Below are 22,950 nucleotides of genomic sequence, written 5' to 3'. Positions count from 1 at the left end.
GTGGACAAAGGCCGCCACGCGCTACCGGACTGGCACATGATGCGCATTGGTGTCCAGTGAAGAGTGGCACGTCATGCGCTGGGGTGGCGAACCGACGTGGCATAAGGCTTTGATCGACGAAGCCGTACATGGGCGCGATTTCGGTAAGTGAAGTTCTGCCGCGGGAAGGCCTTGGCGAACCGGCTCATGCGCAGCCCGGCAAAGTGCAGCGAGCGGCCTACTAGGATGGCATCGCCGCGATGGCGCGACTGGTGAAGGTGACGACGTCATTGATAGCCACGATCGGCTTTCATCGCGAATCGAAACCCCACTCGTTCGCTCGGGAGCATTTTGGGCAGACCGGCTCGCTCGCCGAACTGCACCGGCACTACAGCACCGACTCATGCGGCATAGCCTCCGCCGCCGAAGCGCTCACGCCCGGCCGACCGGTCAGGAACCTGAGCGCGGTATAACGTTTGCGGAAGGAAGTCCGGTCGCGGCTGCTACGCGTTGGCCAACTCATGGTCCAGAATGCGCTTGCCTTGCGACAGTTCGATGATCGCCTTGATGACCGGCGTCTCGGCTATCCAGGCGACGGACGCCGTCGCGATCTCCAGGTGTTCGACCAGCGGCTTGAACACGACTCCACTGGGATAGGTGATGGCGTTGTTGCGCGGCACGAGCGCGACGCCATAGCCGCAGACGACGAAAGCCATTTGCGAGTGCTGTGAACTGACGTGATGCGAAACCCGCGGTGAGAACCCTTGCGTCCGGCAAGCCATCGTGACCGAGTCGAAATAGGCCGGGCTCGCCTCCCTGTTCAGCATTACCCAATTGTCGTCCTTCAGATCGTACAACCCGACGGCGTCCTTCTTGGCCAGCGGGTGGTGCGCGGGGATCGCCGCGTCCAACTGGTTGTGGCCCAACTGGATGACCTTGACTTGGTCGGTGCCGCGGTCATAGCGGCCGAAGGCAATATCGATCTCCTTGGAATTGAGCCGCGCCCAGGCGGTGGCGCTGTAAAGTTCGGTGAGTGCGATGTTGGCCTTCGGAAACAATTCACGGGCATCGCGGATCACTGATGGCAGAATGCCGATGATGGCGCTGTTGATCGCGCCGATGGTCACCTGCTCGACGCTGCCCTGTCTCGCGTCGAGGACGATCGACTCAAGGCGCGCAGCCTGGTCCGCAAGCCGCTGAACGGCAGGCAGGATCGCCAGACCTTGCGGTGTCAGAGTGGTCTGGTTGCGCGACCGTTCGAACAATCTCACCCGAAGAGTTTGTTCAAGTATCTGAATTTGCTGGGTTAGCGGTGGCTGTGAAATGCCCAGCCGTTTTGCCGCACGGCCAAAATGCCGCTCCTCCGCCAGGGCGAGAAAATACCACAGCTGCCTGAAAAGCCGAAAATCGATCATGCCCATGTCTCCATCGGAGGTTGGCTCAACCACCAAGGTCGATACGTTTTGCATATCGATCTTGATGGCAGATAGGATTGGACATATCGGCCCCCACAATCCCATTTGTAAAGACGCCACGAGAGGCGGCTGGATGGCCGCGCCGGAAGGCAGAGTGAACAGCGCCACAAAAGCGCGTCAGGGAGTCAGATGCCTAACGATTTGAAGCTATCCATCGCGCTCGGCAACTATGGCCATACCAAGCTGTTGAAGAACGGCTCCGTGCCGATCATGGGTGTGACGCCGGACTTTGTCGAAGTCGAGCCGATCATCGCCGCTTTCCGGCGGATGGTCCGTGAAACCGCCTATGACGTGTGCGAACTCGCGCCGACCACCTATATGATCGCACGCTCGCTCGGCGCGCCATTCAAAGCGCTGCCGATCTACCTCATGCGTCGTTTCCACCATGGCGGCTTCGTCTATCGCAATGACGCCGGCATCACCCAGCCGAAGGATCTCGAAGGCAAGAAAGTCGGCGTCCGCGCCTACTCGGTCACCACCGGTGTCTGGACTCGCGGCATTCTGCAGAACGAATACGGTGTCGACCCGTCGAAGGTGACGTGGGTTGTCGATGACGAGGAACACGTCACGACGATGAAGCTGCCGCCGAATGTGATCAAGGCGGAGCAGGGCAAGTCCCTGGCCAGCATGATGGCGAATGGCGAATTGCAGGCCGGTTTCACCGGACCGGCAGGCATCGGCCGCGCCGGCCCTCCGACCTCCGGTTGGGAGAACAAGGGCGGCGTTTCGGAAGATGCCTATCCGGAGATGATTCCCGATTCGGCCGAAGAGGAAGCGCGCTGGTTCAAGCGCACCGGGATCTATCCGATCCACGGCTTGGTTGTGGTCAAGGACGACATTCTGGAGCGCAATCCTTGGCTGGCGCAGGCCATGCTCGACGCCTTCACGGCCGCCAAGGCGCCGTACATCCAGAAGCTGGAGGCGGGGGAGGGCGATGCTGCCGACGACGTTCGGTATCGCTCGCTGATGCCGGTGGTCGGCGATCCGCTGCCCTATGGCATGGCCGCGAACAGCGCGTCGATCGAAGCAATGATCGACTACGCCTATCAGCAGCGGCTGATCGCCGACCGGCCCGATGCGAAGACGCTGTTCGTCGATATCTGACCCAAGCCCGTCCCACAATTCACCACATTGAGCCTGCCATGAAATATGATATTCACCCCCACGTCATTTCGCCCGATATGGACAAATACCCGCTGAACCCTCTCGGTGGTAAGCGCTCGGCTTGGTCGAGCGCCCGCTCTCTCACCGGCGCGCAACTCATCGCCGCCATGGACGAGGCCGGAATCGACAAAGCAGCCGTCGTGCAGTCCTCGACCACCTATGGTCACGACAATTCCTACGTCGTCGACACGGTCGCACAGTTTCCGGACCGATTGACGGGAGTGTGCTCGGTTGACCTCCTGGCCGACGACGCGGTGGAGAAGTTGCAGTTCTGGCATGAACGTGGCTGCACCGGTCTGCGGCTGTTCACCACCGGCAGCACCATGCCAACCCAGTCGACCTGGCTCAACGATCCGAAAACGTTCCCGGCCTGGGAATATGCCAGCGAGATCGGAATGCCGATCTGCATTCAGGCGCTGGTTGTCGGCGTCCCGATGGTGCGCTTTCTTCTGGAGAGATTTCCAAAGGTGCCGATTCTGCTGGATCATTTTATGCAGGTCGACCTCACCGAGGGCGCACCCTATGCGGCAGGTGACCCGATGTTTTCCCTGGCAGAGTACCCGCAGGTCTATCTCAAGCTGACCCCGATCAGCGTCGCGGCTGTGAAGACCGGCAAGGCAACGGCTGAATCCTTCTTCGGCAAGGCGATCGAGAAGTTCGGCGCGAACCGTATCGCCTGGGGATCGAACTATCCGGCCTCGGAAGGCTCATTGCCGACGCTTCTGGGAGACGCCGAGAAGGCGCTCAGCTTCCTGGGGGACGAGGATCGCAGCTGGATCTTCGGCAAGACAGCCGCAGAGCTTTATCCTTCGCTTGCCTAGGAACAGCACCAATGTCCACCAAGAGAACTTTTGACATCGTCATCGGCGATCACGCCCAGACGCTTGGCATCAAGGACGGCACGATCACGTCGTCGCTGTTCGACCTGCGCTTCACCGAGATCAAGCCGACGCACAACGCGTTCAAGCCGATGATCCGCGAGCGCAAGTTCGACGTCTGCGAGATGGCAATCATCACCTATCTGCTCGCCAAGGAGCACGGCAAACCGATCAACCTGCTGCCGGCGGTTCTGATAGGCCGGTTCCAGCAGCCCTTCGCTGTCTACAATGCCAAGCTCAACCTGAACGGCCCGGGCGACATCGCCAATCGGCGCGTCGGCGTGCGGTCCTACACGACAACAACCGTCACTTGGCTTCGCGGCCATCTGCAGAACGACTACGGCGCGGACCTCGACGCTGCGCACTGGATCAGCTTCGAAGACCCGCACGTCGCAGAATATGTCGATCCGACCGAACGGGCGCCTGCCGGGCGCAACATCATCGACATGCTGCTCGACGGCGAACTTGACGTGGTGCTAGGTGACGTGAGCGACGACCCGCGCGTTCGCAGGCTGTTCGACGACCCCAAAGCCGCCAGCGACCAGTGGTACGCCAACAACAAGGTAGTTCCTGTCAATCACATGGTCGTCGTGTCGGACGACATGGTGGAGAACAACCTCGACGCCGTCTCCGACTTCTATCGGATGCTGAAGGACGGCAAGGCAGCCACGCCGAAAGTTGACCCGGATCCCACGCCCATCGGCGTCGAGGCGGTGCGTCCGTCGATTGATCTGGTGCTGAAATATGCGGCCCAGCAGGGCGTTGTGTCCCGCAGATACAGCGTCGACGAGCTGTTCGATGAGCGGATTCTCAAGGCAATCGGCGAATAGCCGCTTCGGTCAGAACTGGGGGACGACATGAGCGACAAAGTTGGACAGGGCTTCTTCGACGCGCCGGCCGTGTACGAGAAGATCGAGCGGTCGGATCCGGAACTGGTGAGGCAGTTGTCGCGCTTCGGCGTGTCGACGATCCACGAGGCGGATCGCCGGCGTGGCTACATGCACGAGATTAAGCCGATTGTCTCCGGCCTGTCGATCTGCGGACCGGCCGTCACGTCGCTCGACCACACCGGCGATAACCTGATGATCCACGCCGCGCTGGAGGTCTGCCAGCCGGGCGACGTTCTGGTCGTGACGACGCTGTCGCCATCGACGCATGGCATGTTCGGCGACCTTCTGGCGACATCGTGCATAGCCCGAGGTCTTGCGGGCGTGATTATCGACGCCGGCGCACGCGATGTCAGGGATCTGCGCGCAATGAACTTCCCGATCTGGACGCGCACGATCTCCAGCCAGGGAACGGCCAAGTCCAACCCCGGCTGGGTGAACGTTCCGGTCATCTGCGGCCAGGTGAATGTCAGGCCCGGCGACGTCATCGCGGCGGATGATGACGGCGTCGTCGTCATCCCGAAAGAGCGCCTCGAAATGGTCGTGGCGGCGGCCCAGGCGCGCGAAGACAACGAGGCGAAGGCGCGGGAACGCTTTGCGCGTGGCGAACTCAGCCTCGACGTCGTCAATCTGCGACTGGTGCTCGAACGTTTCGGGGTTCGCTACCCGGATCGCGAGAACTCGCCCGGCAAGCAATCCTAAGGGTTCGACGACAATGAAATACAGATCGCTTGGCCGTACGGGGATGATGGTATCGCCCCTCTGCATCGGCACGATGAACTTCGCGGACGCCACTCCGGAAGAAGACGCACGCGAAATCGTCCGCGTCGCCCATGAGGCCGGCGTCAATTTCTTCGACACTGCGGGCAATTATAATGGCGGCGAGAGCGAACGAGCGCTCGGGCGTGCGATTGCCGACCTTGGTCAGCGCCACGAATTCATCGTCGCGACCAAATGCCATTTTCCAATCGGCCCGGGGCCAAACGACCGCGGCAACTCGCGGCTCCACGTCATCCGGGCCTGCGAGGACGCGCTGCGTCGCCTCGGCACGGACTATATCGATCTCTATCAGCTCCACCGTCCGGTCTTCGACATCCCCTTCGATGAAACGCTGGGCGCGATGGATGACCTCGTCCGGCAGGGTAAGGTTCGCTACATCGGCACATCGACCCATCCGGCCTGGAAGGTCATGGAAGGCCTGATGATCAGCGACAAAAAGAATCTCGCGCGCTTCGTCTCCGAACAGCCGCCCTACAACCTGCTCGACCGCCGGGTGGAGAACGAGTTGGCGCCGCTGTGCGATGCGCATGGCATCGGCATCATCCCTTATGCGCCGATGGCCCAGGGCGTGCTGGCCGGCCGCTACAGCAGCGCAACCAACGTTCCCGCCGATTCGCGCGCGGCCCGCAAGGGCGGCCTCTATCAGGGGCGTGTGAACGACCGCGGCGTCGAAGTCGGCCAGAAGCTGGCCGCGCTGGCGGGCGGTGCGGGCATCACCCCGGCACAGCTCGCGCTGCTGTGGGTGAAGGACCAGCGCGCCGTCACCGCGCCGATCTTCGGACCGCGCACAGTCGGTCAACTGCGAGAAGCCTTGCCAATGACCGAAATGTCGCTGACGTCCGATATCCGGGACGCCTGTGACGACCTGGTGCCACCCGGCAGCGCGGTCACCAATTTCCACAACGGAGCGGCTTGGCTGAAACAAGTACTCGTCTAATTGTCCCGACGGGAGTCGCCCCCACGGGTGCGGGGCTGCCAGGTGGAAGAACAAGAGGAGGAGAGATGCTCTCCCGTTGGACGCAAAACGCAAAGGATGTGACTGCAGGCCTGATCTTCACCGGTCTCGGTCTCGCATTCGCTATCATCGCCTATCTCAACCTGCCGATAGGCACCGGCACACGGATGGGACCTGGCTACTTCCCGATCATGCTCGGCAGCGTGCTTGTCGTGCTCGGCGTCGTGATGGCTCTACGCGGGATTGCCAGTGGCGAATCCTCGCAGTTTGGCGCTGTCCCGTGGCGTGGCGCCTTTTTCACGGCGGCCGCGCTGGTCTTCTTCGCAACGACACTTGACGGTCTCGGCATTGCCGCCGCCGTGTTCTTCGCGGCGATAATCGGATCGCTGGCCAGCGTACGCATCACGGCGTATCAGGCCATTGCCACAGGCGTCGTTCTGTCGATCCTGTGCGCCCTGATCTTCGGAGAATGGCTCAATCTCGCTGTACCAACCTTCGGTCCCTGGGTGAGGTTCTGGTGATGGGCTTCGACCTGCTCTCGGATCTGGCGCTGGGGCTGCAGACGGCCCTGCTGCCCTACAACCTTTTCTATTGCTTCATTGGCGTGCTGCTGGGGACGCTGGTCGGCGTGCTACCCGGCGTCGGCCCGACGGCGACCATCGCTATGCTGCTGCCGCTGACCTTTTCGCTCTCCCCCGAGACGTCCCTGATCATGCTGGCCGGCATCTATTATGGTGCGCAATATGGCGGATCGACCACGGCGATTCTGATCAACCTGCCCGGCGAAGCCTCATCGGCCGTGACGGCGGTCGACGGCTATCAGATGGCGCGCAACGGCCGGGCCGGCGCCGCCCTCGCCACGGCGGCCATAGGATCCTTCGTTGCCGGCACGATCGCCACGCTGGTGATTGCAATGTTGGCGCCGCCGCTGACCATGGTCGCATTGCAGTTCGGTCCGACGGAATATTTCTCGCTCATCGTCCTCGGCCTGGTCGCCTCGATCGCACTCGCCCACGGGTCCATCCTGAAGGCGCTGGCGATGATCGTGCTTGGCCTGCTGCTCGGCATGGTCGGCACCGACCTCTACACCGGGATGCAGCGCTACACTTTCGGCCATTTCGAGCTATCGGACGGGATCAATTTCGTCGCGCTGGCCGTCGGACTTTTCGGCGTCAGCGAGATCCTGCGCAACCTCGAACATGAGCGCGGGCGCGAGGTGCTGACGCTAAAGATAGGCAGCGTGATGCCGACACGCGCGGAACTGAAGGCAAGCGTGGCGCCGATCCTGCGCGGCACGGCGATCGGGTCCATCCTCGGCGTGCTGCCCGGCGGAGGGGCTCTTCTGGCGTCCTTTGCTTCCTATGCCGCGGAGAAGAAAATCTCGCCCACGCCCGAACGCTTCGGACATGGTGCGATCGAGGGCGTCGCCGGACCGGAGGCCGCCAACAATGCCGGGGCGCAGACCTCCTTTATTCCGATGCTGACGCTGGGCATCCCGTCCAACGCGGTGATGGCCATGATGGTCGGCGCTATGATCATCCAGGGCATAATCCCGGGTCCGAACGTCATGACCGAAAGGCCTGACCTGTTCTGGGGCCTGATCGCCTCGATGTGGGTCGGCAACGTCATGCTGCTCCTCCTCAACCTGCCATTAGTCGGATTGTGGGTGCGCCTGCTGACCATTCCGTACCAGGTACTGTTCCCGGCGATCATGGTTTTTTCGGCGATCGGTGTTTACTCGATCAACTCCAATACGTTCGATGTCTTCGCGCTGCTGGCTCTCGGCTTCGTTGGCTATATTCTGACGAAGCTGGACTGCGAGCCGGCGCCGCTGCTCCTCGGGTTTGTGCTTGGGCCCCTACTGGAGGAGCATCTGCGTCGCGCCATGATGCTTTCGCGCGGCGACCCCATGGTCTTCATCACCCATCCCATCAGCGCGGGGCTGCTGATCACCGCGTGCATTTTTCTGTTCGTGGTCACCCGACCCTCCATCGCGAGCAAGCGAAGCGAGGTGTTCGAGGAGACCGACTAGCCATCTGGAAGCACCCTGCAGTCGTAGGACAACTGATCTGCCAGGTGAAATACTGGCCAATTTGGAGGAGAAGCTCATGAACTGGAACTCGTTGAAACGCAGGATTTCCGAATGCACGTTGGCAATCGCCGCCGCGGCCATTCTCGTGTCCGGCAGCGCCGATATCGGCATTGCCGCCGATTACCCGGCCAAGCCGGTGACGATCGTGCTGTCTTATGCGCCAGGCGGCGTGGCCGACATTTCGACCCGCCTGATTGCCGAACAGATGGGCAAGAAGCTGGGCCAGCAGTTCATCGTCGAAAACAAGCCAGGCGGTGGCGGCATCCTGGGCATCCAGACTGCGCTCAACGCGGCCAATGACGGTTACACGCTGATGCTGATCGGCAACGGCCAGGCGATCGCCAAGTCGCTGTTTACGCAGTTGCCGTACGACCCGGAGGCAAACTTCGAGCCGGTGTCGATGTTCGCCGAGTTCGGCCTGGTGATGTTCACCGGCGCCAATTCCAAGTTCAAGTCGGCCCAGGATATCCTGGATTACGCGAAGGCCAATCCCGGCAAGCTCAACATCGGCTCGATTAACACCGGCTCGACGCAGAACCTGTCCGCCGAGCTCTTCATGAACGTGGCCGGCATCGATGCCAGCCTGATCCCGTTCAAGGGCTCGCCTGACCTCGTCACCGCCACCATCCGCGGCGATGTGGATGTCGGCTTCGAGATCTATGCCGGGCTGAAGAGCGCACTCGACGCCAAGCAGGTAATTCCGCTGGCGACGACCGGATCGAACCGCGCCTCGAACCTGCCGGACATTCCGACGATCGAAGAAGCCGGCGTCAAGCCGTACTCGGTGACGAGCTGGAACGCGCTCGCGGGCCCGAAGGGGATCCCCGCGGAACACATCGCCGCACTGAACGAGGCAGTGGCGGAAGCGCTGGCAAACCCGGAAGTTATCGCACGGATGGCCGATTTCGGCATGGAACCACGGCCGACCACCCCTGAGGCGCTGGCCGAGCGCATGAGCGCTGACGTCCTGAAATGGGCTTCGGTGATCGAAGACGCAGGCGTCGCCAAGCAATAGGGCCGGCAACGCCCAATCCGACGCGGCCCGCGGCCGCGTTGGCCACCTCCAGAAAGACCAGCGAACGAGTACAGCATGATCATCGATTGTCACGGCCACTACACCACCGCCCCCAAGGAACTTGATATTTTTCGTCAGGCGCAGATCGCAGCGCTCGAGGATTCGACGAAAGCACCTTCTTCGGAAGCCCTGGCCATCAGCGATGACCAGATCCGCGAGTCGCTCGAGGGTGCGCAGCTTAAGCTGCAGCGCGAGCGCGGCACCGACCTTACGATCTTCTCGCCGAAGGCGGCCGGCATGGCCCACCACATCGGCACGAAGGAGACTTCGGAGGCGTGGTCACGCGTTTCAAACGGCCTAATTCATCGCGTCTGCTCGCTGTACCCGAAGAATTTCGTCGGTGTCTGCCAGTTGCCGCAATCACCTGGCGTCTCCCCGGCCAACTGCGTGGAAGAGCTGGAGCGTTGCGTTACGGAGCTTGGCTTCGTCGGCTGTAACCTCAACCCGGATCCAAGCGACGGATACTGGCAGGAGCCGCCGCTGACCGACCGTTTTTGGTATCCGATCTACGAAAAGATGGTCGAGCTCGACGTTCCGGCGATGGTCCATGTCAGTTGCTCGTGCAACCCGGCCTTCCACTTCACCGGCGCTCACTACATCAACGGCGACACGACGGCTTTCATGCAGTTCGTCGAGGGCGACCTGTTTAAGGACTTCCCGACGCTCCGCTTCGTGATTCCGCATGGCGGCGGCGCGGTGCCGTATCACTGGGGTCGCTACCGCGGCCTCGCGCAGGACATGCGCAAGCCCCACCTGAACGAACACCTGATGAAGAACGTGTTCTTTGATACCTGCGTGTATCATCAGGCGGGCATCGATCTGCTGACCCGCGTGATCCCGGTCGACAACATCCTTTTCGCATCCGAAATGGTTGGCGCTATCCGGGGCATCGATCCCGAGACGGACCGGAGCTACGACGACACCAAGCACTTCATCGAGGCCGCGCCCGGCCTATCCGACGAGGATCGCTACAAGATCTTCGAAGGCAATGCGCGCCGGGTCTATCCCCGTCTCGAGAAGCACCTCGCAGCGCGCTCGAACTAGTCTAGGGGTAGCGGCGACCTGAGGGAGTTGGCCGCCGTCACGCTATCGAAAGGCCTGCAGCTTTCGGTTTGGAGGGAGAAGCGGCAGGCCAGCTACAGGAGCGTGCTCATCGAGGGAATGCGGACACAGTCCAGGCGCCATAAATCGGGGTGCCGAATGGGTCCGTCACGCATGGCACAGCCGACTGAAAGCACCCTTCTTCCTAGGTACCCGCCCATCTGCGATCGCCGCCGCGATTAGGAACCGCGTGTGTCGCCGCCGCTCGGTGGTTGAAGTCGCCGCGCTTCATCGGGCGCACACATTGCGTGAAGATGGATACTGCGGATGTGCTGCTGCTGGGCGGCGAGTTTGGTTCGCCGGTGGGTGGCGCGCAGGCGGCTTACTTGCTTGATGTCTCGTCCCATGGGCTGCCAAGGATCCGCTGGTCCTCGATAATGTATGCCAATCGCGCGTCGAGGGCGATTATATCGTCAAACAGGCCCGGCTTCCCCAGTTGGTTGCTGAATGCTAGCCTTCCTCAAATAAATCCTTTGGGGGACATTAATGCCATACCGCTATATACCTATTGTCCGCACTAAAGCCGGTGAGGCCGACGCACTAGGGAACTTGTCGCCAGCAGCAAGAGCGCGAATTTTCCCTCTTATAAGACTTGGCGGGGCAGTTCCGACTACCTTTTTGCCAAAGATGATTGCTAGCGCTGCTGGTTTTCAAATCGCTCTTGAGGGCATCCACAACTTCACGGTTACAGGCAGCGCTGCTGTCTACACTGCGCTATTCAATCGCCTTGGCGCTGGTGGGGTTCCCACTATCCCGACTTTATCGCTTCGGGCTCAGCCCGCTTACAACATAGCGGCTGCTGCCTTGGTCGGCGCATATGGGCCAGGTTTCGTACTGCATGTACCATTGGCTGATTTGCCACATCTTGCGACTTGGGTGGCCAGTGTTCCCGCATGGAATCCAAAAGAAATCGACGTACTCATTGATGTTGCTGGAGTTGCCGAACACCCCCCTATTCCTTACGCAAATTATGTTGCGCATACGATAAATGCGTCCATGAGGGATAATCATCCTTGGAGATCGGTGGCCCTCCATTCTTGGAGTGCGCCCAAAGATCACGGTCCTTTGAATCCGGGCCGCAATGATGTCCAGCGCCTAGATTGGCAGACAGGGCAACTGGTTAGAGATCTTGTCCATTTTCAGCTCGACTATTCCGATTCAGGCCACGTCCACCCCTCGCTTGATGAGGTGCCCGGATACGCTATGGCCAATGCTACAGTAAGTGTTCGGTATGCAATTGACGACATATGGGTTATTCACAAGGGCGTCCGAACTAGCGGCGCCAACGGGATTGATATGGGAACGCAATATAGAGGCCACGCCCAGACTCTGGTGGCAGACCCAGCGTTTGGTGGTCTAGCGGCACCCTGTTGGGGTGATGGGCGCATTCAGCATTATGCTGTCACCCCCGGCGGCGCAGGGGGGCGGGGCCAATGGGCGGCTTTGCTGCTCAATCGCCATATGTCGCATGTTGCTGACAGGTTGCCTTAACCACGCAACTCTCGACTTCAGTGCTTGCCGAACTTCGTCGCTTAGGTCGGAAAAGGATAACTCGCCGGCAAGCCTCTGGTGGATGGCTTTTGCTGGTTTGCTTCGCCAGCCAACAGCAAGCCCATGCTCCTCCAGCACCGCGAGGGCCTCCTCTTTCCAGAGGAGACCTGCGATCAACACTGGGTCGGGAGAGGGATTCCGAGAGCCGCACATATGGTGCTCCAGAACGACACCAACGTCCGTCTCATCGGCGACTATCATACCCCACCAACTCGGAATTATGTCAGTCGCCTTGATCGCGTGCCGTCGCCCAACGACAAGCGTCATCCGATCAAATACACGGCTATAGATATCAGCCTGCATTGGAAGACGCTGTAGCGTATCGCTGTCGCTCTTAAGTTCAAAGCCCGATAGTTCGCCATTGATGACGGCAAGATCAACACGAACCGAGCCTGACCACACGCCCATCTCTTCAACGATGCGCGTGGTTGCGTTGCCATTGTGCAGTTTTGTAAGGTAGCGTCTAACCGCCTGCCTTACATCAGCGTCTCGCATTTCGCTTCCTGTCTGCTGCGTCATTTCAGTAGCGTAACGGTATTATCCTAATGCGATACTGGATTTAGGTCAATGAGTCTGACCTATTTCTGTGAGTTAGTATTGCAGTCCTTTTGTGCCGGGGATGTCGCGATGTTCTTCAACGCGGGCGGTTTTGCGAAACTTATCCAACGCTCATCCTCGAGGCAGGAACTGTCTTGTCCGATAGATAACTACTCTGCGTAGGCGGACGGCAGCATTTCGCTTCCCGATCACCAGGCTTGGTTCTGCGCGCGGCAGCGCCTAGAACCCAGCCAGGGCGGGGAAGCTCGCCCACGTCAGGCCTGCACGAGAGTGGAAGTGCCTCCAGAGTTGGCTGTAACTGCGACGGATGTTGTTCCGAATCGCTGTATTCGCGAAGCCACTGCGCGGGCGTGGCTGCGGTTTCGACTTGAGGGGGGCGGGCTCGCGAGGGGCCCTGTTCACACGGAAGTGCCTGCCGATCGACACGCCTGGAGCCCGCGAGCACGCAATATCGTCGATGCGCATCGAATTTGTTGGTAGCGGGAATAAGCCGACGTCTGGGGAAGCAAGACAGGCTCTCGTTTGGCCTGGGAACAAAATCCGAGGAGTTTCGTTCGTGGCTTACAGGTTCCCGATCCGTCTCCAGCGTGGTGTCCCTCTCAGCGTGTGGCGGATTTCGCGACGTCAGGCCTGTTTGCTTGCCAGGTTTGTTGCGAAGGGTTTGCCAGTCGCCATGTTGGCACGCTCCGGGAACCCGAATTGGGGGGAGCGCCACAAGCAACGATCCCGAACCGTTCGCGTTACTGCTCTGGACCTGCCGTCTTCCCCCACGGCAGGTCTTACTTCGTAGCAAAGCCGGTGATGCCCCAAATGTGCTCAGCATCGTGCTTTGAACACGCCGGTCGCCGTAACGAGCGTGAGCAGAGTAAATCGCCGGATTGCTATGATGACTATTACGCCGGACAAGGTGTACCGCGGTAAATTTACACCTGGCAACCTCTGACCAGTAGCCGTGCTTGCCAGAAGCTCGTCCCAGACACCCAGATATTCGCCGCAGGCGTCGCATGGCGCCGGTCCGCGAACGATGCTCGAGGGTAATGCGCATCGCGCCGACGAAAAGCTCAAGATCGACGACCTCGTCCTGGCGACCAACGTGGTGACACTGGCGCTTTACGACATGCTCACCGGCAACGCCTGACGGTTCGTGGCAAGGGCCGCCCTGCGAGTGGCGGGGCGGTTCCTCGACCGCCGCCCATTGCGAGGGCACGGCCTGCCGTCTGTCGAATGTAGATTGAATGGCGGCACCGCAGAGCTCGCGTTGCCTTTCCCTAGCTGTCAGGTTATCTCTATGGGACTGGAAACAGTGGCGTTTCCCAAATTTCCCAAAGCAGACTCCACCCGGCTCGAGCCGATGACCGGGTAGTATATCGACCTGCTCAATAGGTGGCTTATAGCGCATGGCGAATGGTGACTGGCGGATTGGCGTCCTGTTTTCCAGCAGCGGGGTAACCGCTGCGGCCGAGATGGCTGAATCGAACGCGACACGCCTTGCAGTCGAAGAGATCAACGCGGCCGGCGGCGTTCTCGGGCGCCAGATTACGCCGGTCTTTTACGATCCGGAATGTTCGGCCAAGAAGTATCAGGATCTGGCGGTTCGCCTGCTTGCCGAAGACAGGATCAAGATCATCTTCGGCTGCTACATGTCGTCCGCGCGAAAGGCCGTCCTGCCTGAGATCGAAGCCTATCGCGGCATGCTGTTCTACCCGACCTTCTATGAAGGGTTCGAGTATTCGACGCGCTGTTTCTACACCGGTTCCTCATCGAACCAGAACGCCGTCCAGCTAGCGCGCTACCTGATCGAGAATTACGGCACGCGTTTCCTCTTGGTCGGCTCGAACTATGTGTTCCCCTACGAGTACAACCGCGTCGTGATGGACCTGGTCACTAGAGCCAAGGGCACCATTCTCAACGAACTCTACGTGCCCGTCGAAGCCGTTCGCAAGGATTTCGATCGGGTCATCAAGCAGATCGGCAAGCTGAAGCCGGACATCGTCGTGTCGACGGTGGTCGGCACCGGCGCGGTCATGCTCTACGAGGCCTACAAGGAGGCCGGTTTCGACGTCGCGACGATGCCGATCGCCAGCCTGACGACAACCGAAGCGGAGGTCGCCGAGATGGCGCCGTCGATTGCGGCAGGGCATCTGACCTCGGCATCGTTCTTTGAAACGCTCGACACCCCGCAGGCGCGGCTGTTTGTTTCGGCTTACAAGCAGCGCTTTGGCCCCAATGCTCCTGTCACAGCGGGCGCCGAGGCTGCCTATTTCCAGGTCCATCTTTATGCCAAGGCGCTGGAACTGGCTGGCTCAGACGAGCCGGAGGCGCTGGCCAAGCACCTCGCAGGGCTGGAATTCGATGCGCCGCAAGGGCGGATCCGCATCGATCCTGACAACCACCATACCGAGCTGTGGTCGCGCATCGGTCGGGTCAACGCCGAGGGCAAGTTCGACGTTATCTGGCAGTCCGAAACACGGGTTAGGCCGGATCCCTATTTCGTCACGGCATCATTCGATGATTGGATGAGCAAGCCCCATCAACTGAAACGCAAAGCATAGCGGATCGTTTTCGGTGCCAACCAGGATACTCCAAGACCTGAAGGGCTTGCGCGTCCAAGTCATCCACCCGCCGGACCAGGAGGGGCTGGCCTTGGTCGAGCATCTCAGGCGCATCGGCTGCAGTTGCGAGACGACCTGGCCTTTGCCCGACGCCATCAACCCTTCGGCGGTGGCAGTGCTGGTTTCGATCGAGCAGGAGAACCGCGACAAGATACTGAGCCTGTTCCGGCCGGTGCAGCCGTCCGATCCGGCGTTGCTGGCGGTGGTCACCTACGAGGATCCGAGCACGCTGCAGGTGGTGCTGGAATGCGGGGCACTGGCGGTCATCGAGCGGCCGATCCGTCCGTTCGGCCTGCTGACCAATCTAACGATTGCACGCGCGCTCTGGCTCGAGCGGCAGAACGCCAGCAAGCGGATCCGTAAACTGGAACGGAAGCTGGCCGGCAACAACCGCATCCTGCGCGCGAAGAGTATTCTGATGGAAACGCAAGGGCTTAGTGAGCAGGACGCCTATGAGAACATACGCCGGCAAGCCATGGCAAAACGCGTTCCGATGGACGATCTCGCGAGTGCGATCATTAATGCACATGAACTCTTGACGTTTAAGGAGATGCGTGACTAGTATGAAACTTAATTGACGCCGGGTGAACCTCGGTCGTCGGTACGGTGTGAGACAAGGGGGTCCGCACCAGAGGCTAGGTAGCCCGCAAACTCCTGAACGGAGTTGGCGGGCTTTTTTGTTTTTCGGCTTCCGACAAGGCTGTTGGCAGCCGTTTGGTTCTAACTGCAGCACTTCTTGACGCTCATTGGGCAGCGCGTGCGAACGCGTGCGCGGCGTCGCTTTGACCTAGTCGAGCACCCCGGTTGCTTATGTCGTTCCTTCCGCGCGACAAGGAGAGAGATGAAATAGATAGAAAGCATCTATAAATCAACATTCTGACTATTTTGGTATTTTTCGCGTTATAAAGTGCGGATATTGAGAATGTGTCCTACTTTCTAAGTATACAAGAAAAATATAGTTGCGATGTATTGCATATTATATTTTTCTAATACATCTTGTATGTGGCCGCGAATGGGGCGGCTTCAAAAAAGCCAACGCACAAAGATGCGACAGGAGGAACAATGAACAACCATGATCGGCGTACATTTTTGAAGGTATCGGGCCTGGCCGCTGTTGGACTTGCGGCTCCGGCGATCCTGCGCCTCGGCGACAAGGCTTGGGCCGCGGAGGAGATCCCGGTCGGGATCATGTATTCACTGACGGGCACCACCGCGATCGTCGAGAAGTCGATGAACCAGTGCGCCCAGATGGCGATTGACGAGATCAACGCCAAGGGCGGCGTCCTTGGCCGCAAGCTGCGCGCGATCATCGAGGATCCGGCGTCCGAACCGCGCATCTACAGCGAAAAGGCGCGCAAGCTGACGATCGAGGACCAGGTTCCCGTGATCTTCGGCTGCTACACCACTGCCAGCCGCAAGGCGGTTCTGCCTGTCGTCGAGCGGCGCAAGGGCCTGCTCGTCTGGCCGACCTGGTACGAAGGTGAGGAGTGCTCCAAGAACGTGCTCTATGCCGGCTCTGCGGTGCCCAACCAGCAGCTGGAAAATTCCCTCCCGTGGCTGCAAAAGAGCCTCGGCAAGAATAAGGTCTTCATCGTCGGCTCCGACTATGCCTTCCCGCGCGGAATGGCCAAGACGTCAAAGACAATCTGCGAAAAGATCGGCATGCAGGTTGTCGGCGACGAATACCTGCCGCTCGGGCACACCGAATGGGCGTCGATGGTCTCGAAGATCGGATCCAGCGGCGCGGACGTGATCTTCTCCAACGTGGTAGGCGACTCCATCGTTGCGTTCTACCGCGAGCTGCGCAACCAGGGTTACGATTTCGACAAGCTGCCCCTCTGCGCCTCGACCACGACGGAGGTCGAGATCAAGGCGATGGGCCCCGAATATGCGCTCGGCAGCTACGTGTCGCTGCCCTATTTCCAGACCGTCGACACGCCTGAGAACAAGGTCTTCGTCGAGGCCTTTAAGGCCTATGCTGGCCCTGATGCCGTGACCCACGCTGCGATGGAAGCGGTTTATGTCGGCGTCAACATGTGGGCGATGGCTGCGGAAAAGGCGGGCGACCTCGCCCCGGAGGCGATCGTTGCCAATGTCGGCGGCCTGTCCTTCGCCGCGCCCCAGGGCAAGGTCACCATCGACCCGGACAACTTGCACAGCTACCTGACGCCGCGCATCGGCAAGACACGTGCCGACGGCCTGCTCGACATCGTCGACCAGTATGCCGAGCCGCTTGTGCCGCTGCCTTACTCCAGTGTCGGCGAGACGGCCGAAAAGCGGGTCTGCACGACAAGCGGAGCGACGCTCTAGTCCCCGACTGCCAGTAGTGCCGGCGCGCACTTTCACGCCGGCACGAACCCCCGACCAACGCGGATGGAAGCGGCATGGAAACTTTTGTCATCGGACTGAGCATCGCATCGATTTTGTTCATGGTCGCCCTTGGCCTGGCAATCATCTACGGCACCATGAGCGTCATCAACCTCGCCCATGGCGAGATGGTGATGATCGGCGCCTACACCACGGTGCTGGCGACCAAGCATCTCGGCATCAACATTTATCTCTGCCTGCCGCTGGCATTCCTGGTGACGGCGACATTCGGGCTGATCATCGAACGCACCGTCGTGCGCAGGCTGTACGGGCGGCTGCTCGATACCTTGCTGGCGACATGGGGCATCGCCCTCATCCTGCAGCAACTCATCCGGATCCACTTCGGGCTCGGGTTGTTCGGCGTCGAGATCGATGGCCTCGGCTCGGACCTGCAGAACGTGCCCGTTCCCGCCGAACTCCAACAGGCCATCCGCGTTTTCGGCGCCAACATACCGGTCTATCGAGCCTTCGTGTTCGTGGCCGCGCTGGCTCTGGGCGCCATCACCTGGCTGCTCATCTACAAGACGCGTTTCGGCAGCCAACTGCGTGCCGTCTCGGTCGCCCGCAACACGGCGGCCGCCTGCGGCATCAACGACAAGCGCGTCAACATGCTGGCCTTCGCCTACGGCTCCGGGCTTGCAGGCATCGCCGGCGTGCTGGTCTCGGGCTTCAAGACCGTGTCGCCCGACATGGGCACTCCCTATGTCGTCGACGCCTTCCTCGTCGTGGTCGCCGGCGGTGTCGGCCATCTGCTCGGCACTTTTGCCTCGGCAGGCATTCTCGGCGAGGTCCAGAGCTTTGTCGCCACCTGGGCAAACGACGTCTACGGACGGACAGTCCTGTTTGCCGTCGTCATCTTCATTCTCCTCTTCAAGCCTCAGGGCCTCTTCGTCACCAAGAGCCGCTGAGCTTGGCTGAAACATGGACGAGCGCATGACTTACCGCACCGCTTCCATCATCGCCTACATCGCCTTCTTCGCCGTTGTGCTCGCGCTTCCGCTGGTGCTCAACAGCTTCTGGACCAACCGTGTCGCGATCTACCTGGTCTATTCGATCTGCGCGATCGGCATCAGCATGTCGTGGGGCTATGCCGGCATCCTCAGCCTCGGCCAGGGGCTGTTCTTCGGCATGGGCGCCTACATGCTGGCGATGTCGCTGACGCTTGCCGTTCCGGAAAACAATCCGGTGCCGCAGCTCATGCTGCTCAACATGGAACCGAACGCGGTTCGCGACCTTTGCTGCGTCACCACGGGCTCGTTCCTATGGATCCCGTTCCGCTCGGTCGCGGTTGGCATGATTGCGGGCATCGTCGTGCCGTGCATCCTGGCGGCCGGCATCGGCTACGTCATGTTCAAGCGGCGTACGACGGGCGTCTATGTCAGCATCATCACGCTGGCCTTCGCCCTTATCGGGCAATTGCTCATCATCAACAACCAGCCGCTGACCGGCGGCTTCAATGGTCTGGCCGACCTGGCACTGCTGGAGATCGGCGGCTTCGAGTTCGACCCCTATGGTCCGAGCGCATATTACGCCGTCGCTTTCACGCTGATCGCGGTGATCCTGCTCGCCCGCTATATGCTGACCGGACGTATCGGCCAGGTGCTCAAGGCCATCCGTGAGGACGAGGCACGCGCGCGCTACCTCGGCTACGATGTCGAGAACTTCAAGCTCTTCATCTTCTGCGTTTCAGCCGGCGTCGCCGGCCTGGCCGGGATGCTGTTCACGCTCACATCGGAATTCGCCACGCCGTCGCTGATGGCGACGTCACTCAGTATCTCGATGGTGATCTGGGCGGCGACCGGTGGTCGTGCGTCGCTGCTTGGCGCCTGCATCGGCGCGCTGATCGTCAACTTCGTCGGCTCGCTTGCCAGCGAAAGCGCGACTTTCCAGCCGGTGTGGCCTATTATCCTGGGGCTGCTTTTCGTCGTCGTCGTGCTGTTCATGCCGAACGGCATCGCCGGAATCTTCAAGGCGTTCATCGAACGCAACGGCAGGACCGAGCGGCTCGGCGAGACAAGGCCCTCCGGCAAGACTGAACGCTCCGACAAGTCCGAGCGCGTCCAGACCGAACTGACCGCAAGGGAGGCGTGACCGATGAATGCCGTTCATAGGCCATCGAAGATGGAGACCGTGTCGGCGGTGCCGATCCTGCGGACACAGAAACTGACGGTACGGTTCGACGAATTTCCCGCCGTGCGCGACGTCGACCTGTCGATCGCCGACGGCGAGCTTAGGGTGATCATCGGCGCCAACGGTGCCGGCAAGTCGACTTTGCTCGACCTTCTGTGCGGCAAGACACTGCCCTCCGAGGGCGAGATCTGGCTTCGCGACCGCAATATCACCGGCATAGGCGAAGCCGCGATCGCTCGCAGCGGCGTCGGCCGCAAGTTCCAGACGCCGACAGTGTTCAAGGACATGACGGTACTGGAAAACCTGCAGGTGGCGAGCAACCGCCGTGTCCGCGTCTTCCAGAACCTGTTCGACCGGGTGAAACCAGGGCCAAACGACAAGGAGATCGCGGTTGCCGAACGGACTGGCCTGCTCGGCTCGCTGAAGCGCAAGGCATCGGAACTGTCGCATGGCCAGTTGCAATGGCTCGAACTGGCGATGGTGCTGAGCCAGGATCCAAAAATCATCCTGCTCGACGAGCCCGCCGCCGGCATGACGGCGGCCGAGACCGACAAGACGGCGGAGCTGCTGCTCGATCTCGCGGGCAGCCACACGGTGCTGGTGATCGAGCACGACATGGCCTTCGTTCGCCGCATTTGCGAGACCATCACCGTGATGCACCAGGGGGCTGTCCTTGCCGAGGGAACCGCGGAGGAGATCGAAGGCAATCCCGCAGTGATCGAGGCCTATCTTGGATCGGCGACGCTCAGCCATGCTTAAGTTCAAAGACCTCAATGCGTTCTACGGAACCAGCCACATCATCCACGATCTCAACCTTGAAATCCGCAAGGGCGAGGTGTTCTGCATCATGGGGCGCAATGGCGTCGGCAAGACGACGCTGCTGCGCAGCCTGCTCGGCATCACCGTGAACACCAAAGGCACCATCGAGTTCGAAGGCGCCGACATCAGTGGCGACCTCACCTACCAGCGGGCGCGGCGCGGCATCGGCTATGTTCCGCAAGGGCGCGAGATCGTGCCCGGGCTCAGCGTGCTCGACAACATCCTGCTCGGCTGCAACGCCCGGGCGGATGGCCAGACCTCGGTGCCGCCACTGGTTTGGACGCTGTTTCCGTTCCTGAAGGACCACCTGAACCGGCGTGGCACCAATCTTTCGGGCGGACAGCAGCAGCAGCTGGCAATTGCCCGCGCGCTTGCCACCGATCCGAGCATCCTGGTTCTCGATGAACCGACGGAGGGCATCCAGCCCAACATCGTCGAGCATATCGAAGAGGCGATCGTGTCGCTCAACCGGGATCATGGCCTGACCATCATCCTGGTCGAGCAGAAGATACGTTTCGCCCGTACCGCTGCACACCGCTTCGCCATTCTGGAGAAGGGGCAGATCGCTGCCGAGGGTGACACCGCCAATCTCAGCAATGAGCTGATCCACAAGCATATGGGCCTGTAGCCGCGAAGGCCGCCGCCAGCCTGAACGTCAGGCGCAGAAAGGATTTTGAGATGCTCCGAGTTGAAAGTGTGCTTGGCAGCCGCAACGATCCGGTCTTGCATGAGGCCATTCATCATCTCGAACACCACCATGCGGTGGAGTTCGTGACGGTAGCGGCAGGTGATCTCGACCGCCGACGGCTGATGGCCAAGACCGACAAGGGCGAAGAGGTGGCGATCACCTTGCCGCGCGACCAGAAGCTGCATGACGGCGCGGTGCTGGTGCTCGACCACCATCGCGCCGTGATCGTGCGCGCCGGCGAGCAGCGCTGGCTCAGGTTCACGCCGCGTTCGGCGAGCGATGCGCTCGAACTCGGCTATCACGCCGGCAATCTGCACTGGCGGGTGCGCTTCGACGGCGAGGATCTGCTTGTCGCGCAGGACGGTCCTGCCTCGGCTTACGCCGCACGCATCGAGCAGCTTATCTCCGGCGGCCGCGTCGAGATGGCCGAGGAGGCCGAATGAGCATCCCATCGGCACAATTACTCGTCGCCCTGCAACATGCCGATGGGCAGTTTCCCTCCGGCGGCTTTGCCTTTTCGCAGGGGTTGGAGGCGTCGTCCACGCTTGCCGGGAAACTGGGCGCCTTCGACTTTGCCGGCTTCGTCGATATCCAGATCCGCCATCGCTGGGCCGCCGCTGATCGCGTCGCGTTGGTGCGGGCTTTTCGACTCGCGGGCGATCTTGAGGCGCTGGCCGAACTCGATCGCGAGGTCGAGGCCTCGACCTTTGTCGAGGGGCTGCGATCTGGCTCGCGCCGCAACGGCATGGCGCTGCTGACGACACATGAGCGGATTGGGACGAGGGGCGCTGCCGCCTATCGCGCGATGGTCCGCAAGGGCGAAGCCTGCGGCCACCTGGCTGTTGTGCAAGGGCTGGCATGGCAGGCGCTGGAACTCGATGAGGCGAGTGCCGTTGCGATCGGCGGCTACCAGATGGTGGCGTCACTGGCGACTGCCGCGGTGCGGCTCGGCGTGAGCGGTGCCATTGACGCGCAGAAGGTTGTCGCGCGCGCCCTGCCTGCTATCGAGGCCGCAGCCCGCGCCCCGGTCGGCGACGACGAGCCGCTGCGGTCGTTTACGCCGCTCTGCGAGATCGCGGTCGCCCTGCACGGCGCTTCGGGCCAGCGCCTGTTTTCGAATTGAGGAGTTCACACCATGCTGCTGACACCGACCGAACTCGAGCGCCTGACGATCTACACGGCGGCCGAACTTGCGCGCAAGCGCCGGGCCAAGGGCCTGTTGCTCAACTATCCCGAGGCGGTGGCGATCATCACTGACGAGATCCTCGAAGGTGCCAGGGAAGGGCGATCGGTCGCCGAGATGATGTCGATCGGCTCGGCCATCCTGACCCAGGCCGACGTCATGCCCGGGATCGCGGCAATGCTGCCGATGCTGCAGGTCGAGGCGACGTTCCGCGACGGCACCAAGCTGGTCACCGTGCACGAACCGCTGCGCCCGGCCGCCGGCGCGACCGCAGACGATGTCGAACCCGGCGCCATCGTTGCCGAGGAGGGTGACATCGAACTCAATGCCGGACGCCGCAAGCTTACGCTCAAGGTTGTCAACACCGGTGACCGTCCGGTGCAGATCGGCAGCCATTATCATTTCTTCGAGGTCAACAAGGCGCTCGACTTCGACCGCGCGGCGGCCTTCGGCATGCGCCTCGACATTGCCGCGGGCACCGCCGTTCGCTTCGAGCCCGGGCAGGAGAAGGACGTGCCGCTGACCACCTTCGGCGGTCAGCAGCATATGTCTGGCCTCAACGGGTTGTCGAATGGCTCGGCCGACGATGCGGCGGTGAAGGCCGCTGCGCTTGAAAACGCCCGCGCCCGCGGCTTCCGCGGCGCCTGAGGGAGGAA

At 61.2% G+C, this 22,950-nt stretch carries 22 protein-coding genes and 1 pseudogene; 21 read left to right on the top strand and 2 right to left on the bottom strand.

The annotated features are described in order from the left end of the window. The first annotated feature begins 239 nt into the window (after positions 1-239). Positions 240-452, top strand: a complete 213-nt coding sequence (locus tag GGR00_RS26350) for a hypothetical protein (RefSeq protein WP_184702342.1) — start codon at positions 240-242, stop codon at positions 450-452. Between the two features lie 30 nt (positions 453-482). Here the strand turns inward: GGR00_RS26350 and GGR00_RS26345 are convergent, their stop codons facing one another. Then, positions 483-1,394, bottom strand: a complete 912-nt coding sequence (locus GGR00_RS26345) for a LysR family transcriptional regulator (protein ID WP_184702340.1) — start codon at positions 1,392-1,394, stop codon at positions 483-485. Between the two features lie 189 nt (positions 1,395-1,583). On the opposite strand from GGR00_RS26345, the gene GGR00_RS26340 reads away from it, so the two are divergent. The 10 genes and pseudogenes from GGR00_RS26340 to GGR00_RS28730 all read left to right on the top strand — a co-directional run. Then, positions 1,584-2,558 carry an ABC transporter substrate-binding protein gene (locus GGR00_RS26340; RefSeq protein ID WP_184702338.1) on the top strand — a complete coding sequence of 325 codons (975 nt, stop codon included), beginning with the start codon at positions 1,584-1,586 and terminating at the stop codon, positions 2,556-2,558. A 38-nt stretch (positions 2,559-2,596) separates the two neighbouring features. Then, positions 2,597-3,439 carry an amidohydrolase family protein gene (locus GGR00_RS26335; RefSeq protein ID WP_184702336.1) on the top strand — a complete coding sequence of 281 codons (843 nt, stop codon included), beginning with the start codon at positions 2,597-2,599 and terminating at the stop codon, positions 3,437-3,439. A gap of 11 nt (positions 3,440-3,450) precedes the next feature. Then, a complete protein-coding gene (locus GGR00_RS26330) occupies positions 3,451-4,326 on the top strand; it encodes a hypothetical protein (protein WP_184702334.1) in 876 nt (291 codons plus the stop codon). Between the two features lie 27 nt (positions 4,327-4,353). After that, a complete protein-coding gene (locus tag GGR00_RS26325) occupies positions 4,354-5,085 on the top strand; it encodes a 4-carboxy-4-hydroxy-2-oxoadipate aldolase/oxaloacetate decarboxylase (protein ID WP_184702332.1) in 732 nt (243 codons plus the stop codon). 13 nt (positions 5,086-5,098) lie between these two features. Continuing rightward, positions 5,099-6,100, top strand: coding sequence for an aldo/keto reductase (locus GGR00_RS26320; RefSeq protein ID WP_184702392.1), 1,002 nt, complete (start codon positions 5,099-5,101; stop codon positions 6,098-6,100). 65 nt (positions 6,101-6,165) lie between these two features. Further along, on the top strand, positions 6,166-6,639 hold the full coding sequence (locus tag GGR00_RS26315) for a tripartite tricarboxylate transporter TctB family protein (protein WP_184702330.1): 474 nt from the start codon (positions 6,166-6,168) through the stop codon (positions 6,637-6,639). After that, positions 6,639-8,150, top strand: coding sequence for a tripartite tricarboxylate transporter permease (locus GGR00_RS26310; protein ID WP_184702327.1), 1,512 nt, complete (start codon positions 6,639-6,641; stop codon positions 8,148-8,150). The genes GGR00_RS26315 and GGR00_RS26310 overlap by 1 nt, the downstream gene beginning before the upstream one ends. A 76-nt stretch (positions 8,151-8,226) precedes the next feature. Continuing rightward, positions 8,227-9,225: a Bug family tripartite tricarboxylate transporter substrate binding protein gene (locus GGR00_RS26305; protein ID WP_184702325.1), complete on the top strand. Its 999-nt coding sequence runs from the start codon at positions 8,227-8,229 to the stop codon at positions 9,223-9,225. 75 nt (positions 9,226-9,300) lie between these two features. Further along, a complete protein-coding gene (locus tag GGR00_RS26300; protein WP_184702323.1) occupies positions 9,301-10,329 on the top strand; it encodes an amidohydrolase family protein in 1,029 nt (342 codons plus the stop codon). A gap of 543 nt (positions 10,330-10,872) precedes the next feature. Continuing rightward, positions 10,873-11,802: pseudogene (locus GGR00_RS28730) on the top strand (beta family protein); the annotation flags it as partial. Here the strand turns inward: GGR00_RS28730 and GGR00_RS28405 are convergent. Continuing rightward, the gene (locus GGR00_RS28405; protein WP_377863510.1) at positions 11,743-12,432 is read right to left on the bottom strand and encodes a sce7726 family protein; all 690 of its coding nucleotides are present in this window, start codon (positions 12,430-12,432) and stop codon (positions 11,743-11,745) included. The pseudogene GGR00_RS28730 and the gene GGR00_RS28405 sit on opposite strands and share 60 nt — an antisense overlap. Before the next feature lie 1,460 nt (positions 12,433-13,892). Between GGR00_RS28405 and GGR00_RS26290 the strand changes: the two genes are divergently transcribed. The 10 genes from GGR00_RS26290 to GGR00_RS26245 all read left to right on the top strand — a co-directional run bounded on the left by GGR00_RS26290 (position 13,893) and on the right by GGR00_RS26245 (position 22,942). Beyond that, positions 13,893-15,047 carry a transporter substrate-binding domain-containing protein gene (locus GGR00_RS26290; RefSeq protein ID WP_184702319.1) on the top strand — a complete coding sequence of 385 codons (1,155 nt, stop codon included), beginning with the start codon at positions 13,893-13,895 and terminating at the stop codon, positions 15,045-15,047. Between the two features lie 13 nt (positions 15,048-15,060). Beyond that, positions 15,061-15,669 carry an ANTAR domain-containing protein gene (locus tag GGR00_RS26285; protein WP_184702317.1) on the top strand — a complete coding sequence of 203 codons (609 nt, stop codon included), beginning with the start codon at positions 15,061-15,063 and terminating at the stop codon, positions 15,667-15,669. 500 nt (positions 15,670-16,169) lie between these two features. Next, positions 16,170-17,417 (top strand): transporter substrate-binding domain-containing protein, encoded by a 1,248-nt coding sequence (locus GGR00_RS26280; RefSeq protein ID WP_184702315.1) that lies wholly within the window; start codon positions 16,170-16,172, stop codon positions 17,415-17,417. A gap of 74 nt (positions 17,418-17,491) precedes the next feature. After that, the gene (gene urtB, locus GGR00_RS26275; RefSeq protein ID WP_055975988.1) at positions 17,492-18,382 is read left to right on the top strand and encodes an urea ABC transporter permease subunit UrtB; all 891 of its coding nucleotides are present in this window, start codon (positions 17,492-17,494) and stop codon (positions 18,380-18,382) included. 25 nt (positions 18,383-18,407) lie between these two features. Continuing rightward, positions 18,408-19,565, top strand: coding sequence for an urea ABC transporter permease subunit UrtC (gene urtC, locus GGR00_RS26270; protein ID WP_184702313.1), 1,158 nt, complete (start codon positions 18,408-18,410; stop codon positions 19,563-19,565). 3 nt (positions 19,566-19,568) lie between these two features. Then, entirely contained in the window at positions 19,569-20,363 is a 795-nt protein-coding gene (gene urtD, locus GGR00_RS26265; protein ID WP_184702311.1) for an urea ABC transporter ATP-binding protein UrtD, read from the top strand. After that, positions 20,356-21,051 (top strand): urea ABC transporter ATP-binding subunit UrtE, encoded by a 696-nt coding sequence (gene urtE / locus GGR00_RS26260; protein WP_055975991.1) that lies wholly within the window; start codon positions 20,356-20,358, stop codon positions 21,049-21,051. The genes urtD and urtE overlap by 8 nt, the downstream gene beginning before the upstream one ends. Positions 21,052-21,101: 50 nt before the next feature. Beyond that, positions 21,102-21,554, top strand: coding sequence for an urease accessory protein UreE (gene ureE / locus GGR00_RS26255; protein ID WP_184702309.1), 453 nt, complete (start codon positions 21,102-21,104; stop codon positions 21,552-21,554). Next, positions 21,551-22,234 carry an urease accessory protein UreF gene (locus tag GGR00_RS26250; RefSeq protein WP_184702307.1) on the top strand — a complete coding sequence of 228 codons (684 nt, stop codon included), beginning with the start codon at positions 21,551-21,553 and terminating at the stop codon, positions 22,232-22,234. The genes ureE and GGR00_RS26250 overlap by 4 nt, the downstream gene beginning before the upstream one ends. Positions 22,235-22,246: 12 nt before the next feature. After that, positions 22,247-22,942 carry an urease subunit beta gene (locus tag GGR00_RS26245; RefSeq protein WP_055976000.1) on the top strand — a complete coding sequence of 232 codons (696 nt, stop codon included), beginning with the start codon at positions 22,247-22,249 and terminating at the stop codon, positions 22,940-22,942. Positions 22,943-22,950: the final 8 nt, after the last annotated feature.

Origin of the sequence: Aminobacter aganoensis (genome assembly GCF_014206975.1) — a bacterium.
Taxonomy (GTDB): domain Bacteria; phylum Pseudomonadota; class Alphaproteobacteria; order Rhizobiales; family Rhizobiaceae; genus Aminobacter; species Aminobacter aganoensis.
This window is presented reverse-complemented; position numbering and strand designations above follow the sequence as displayed.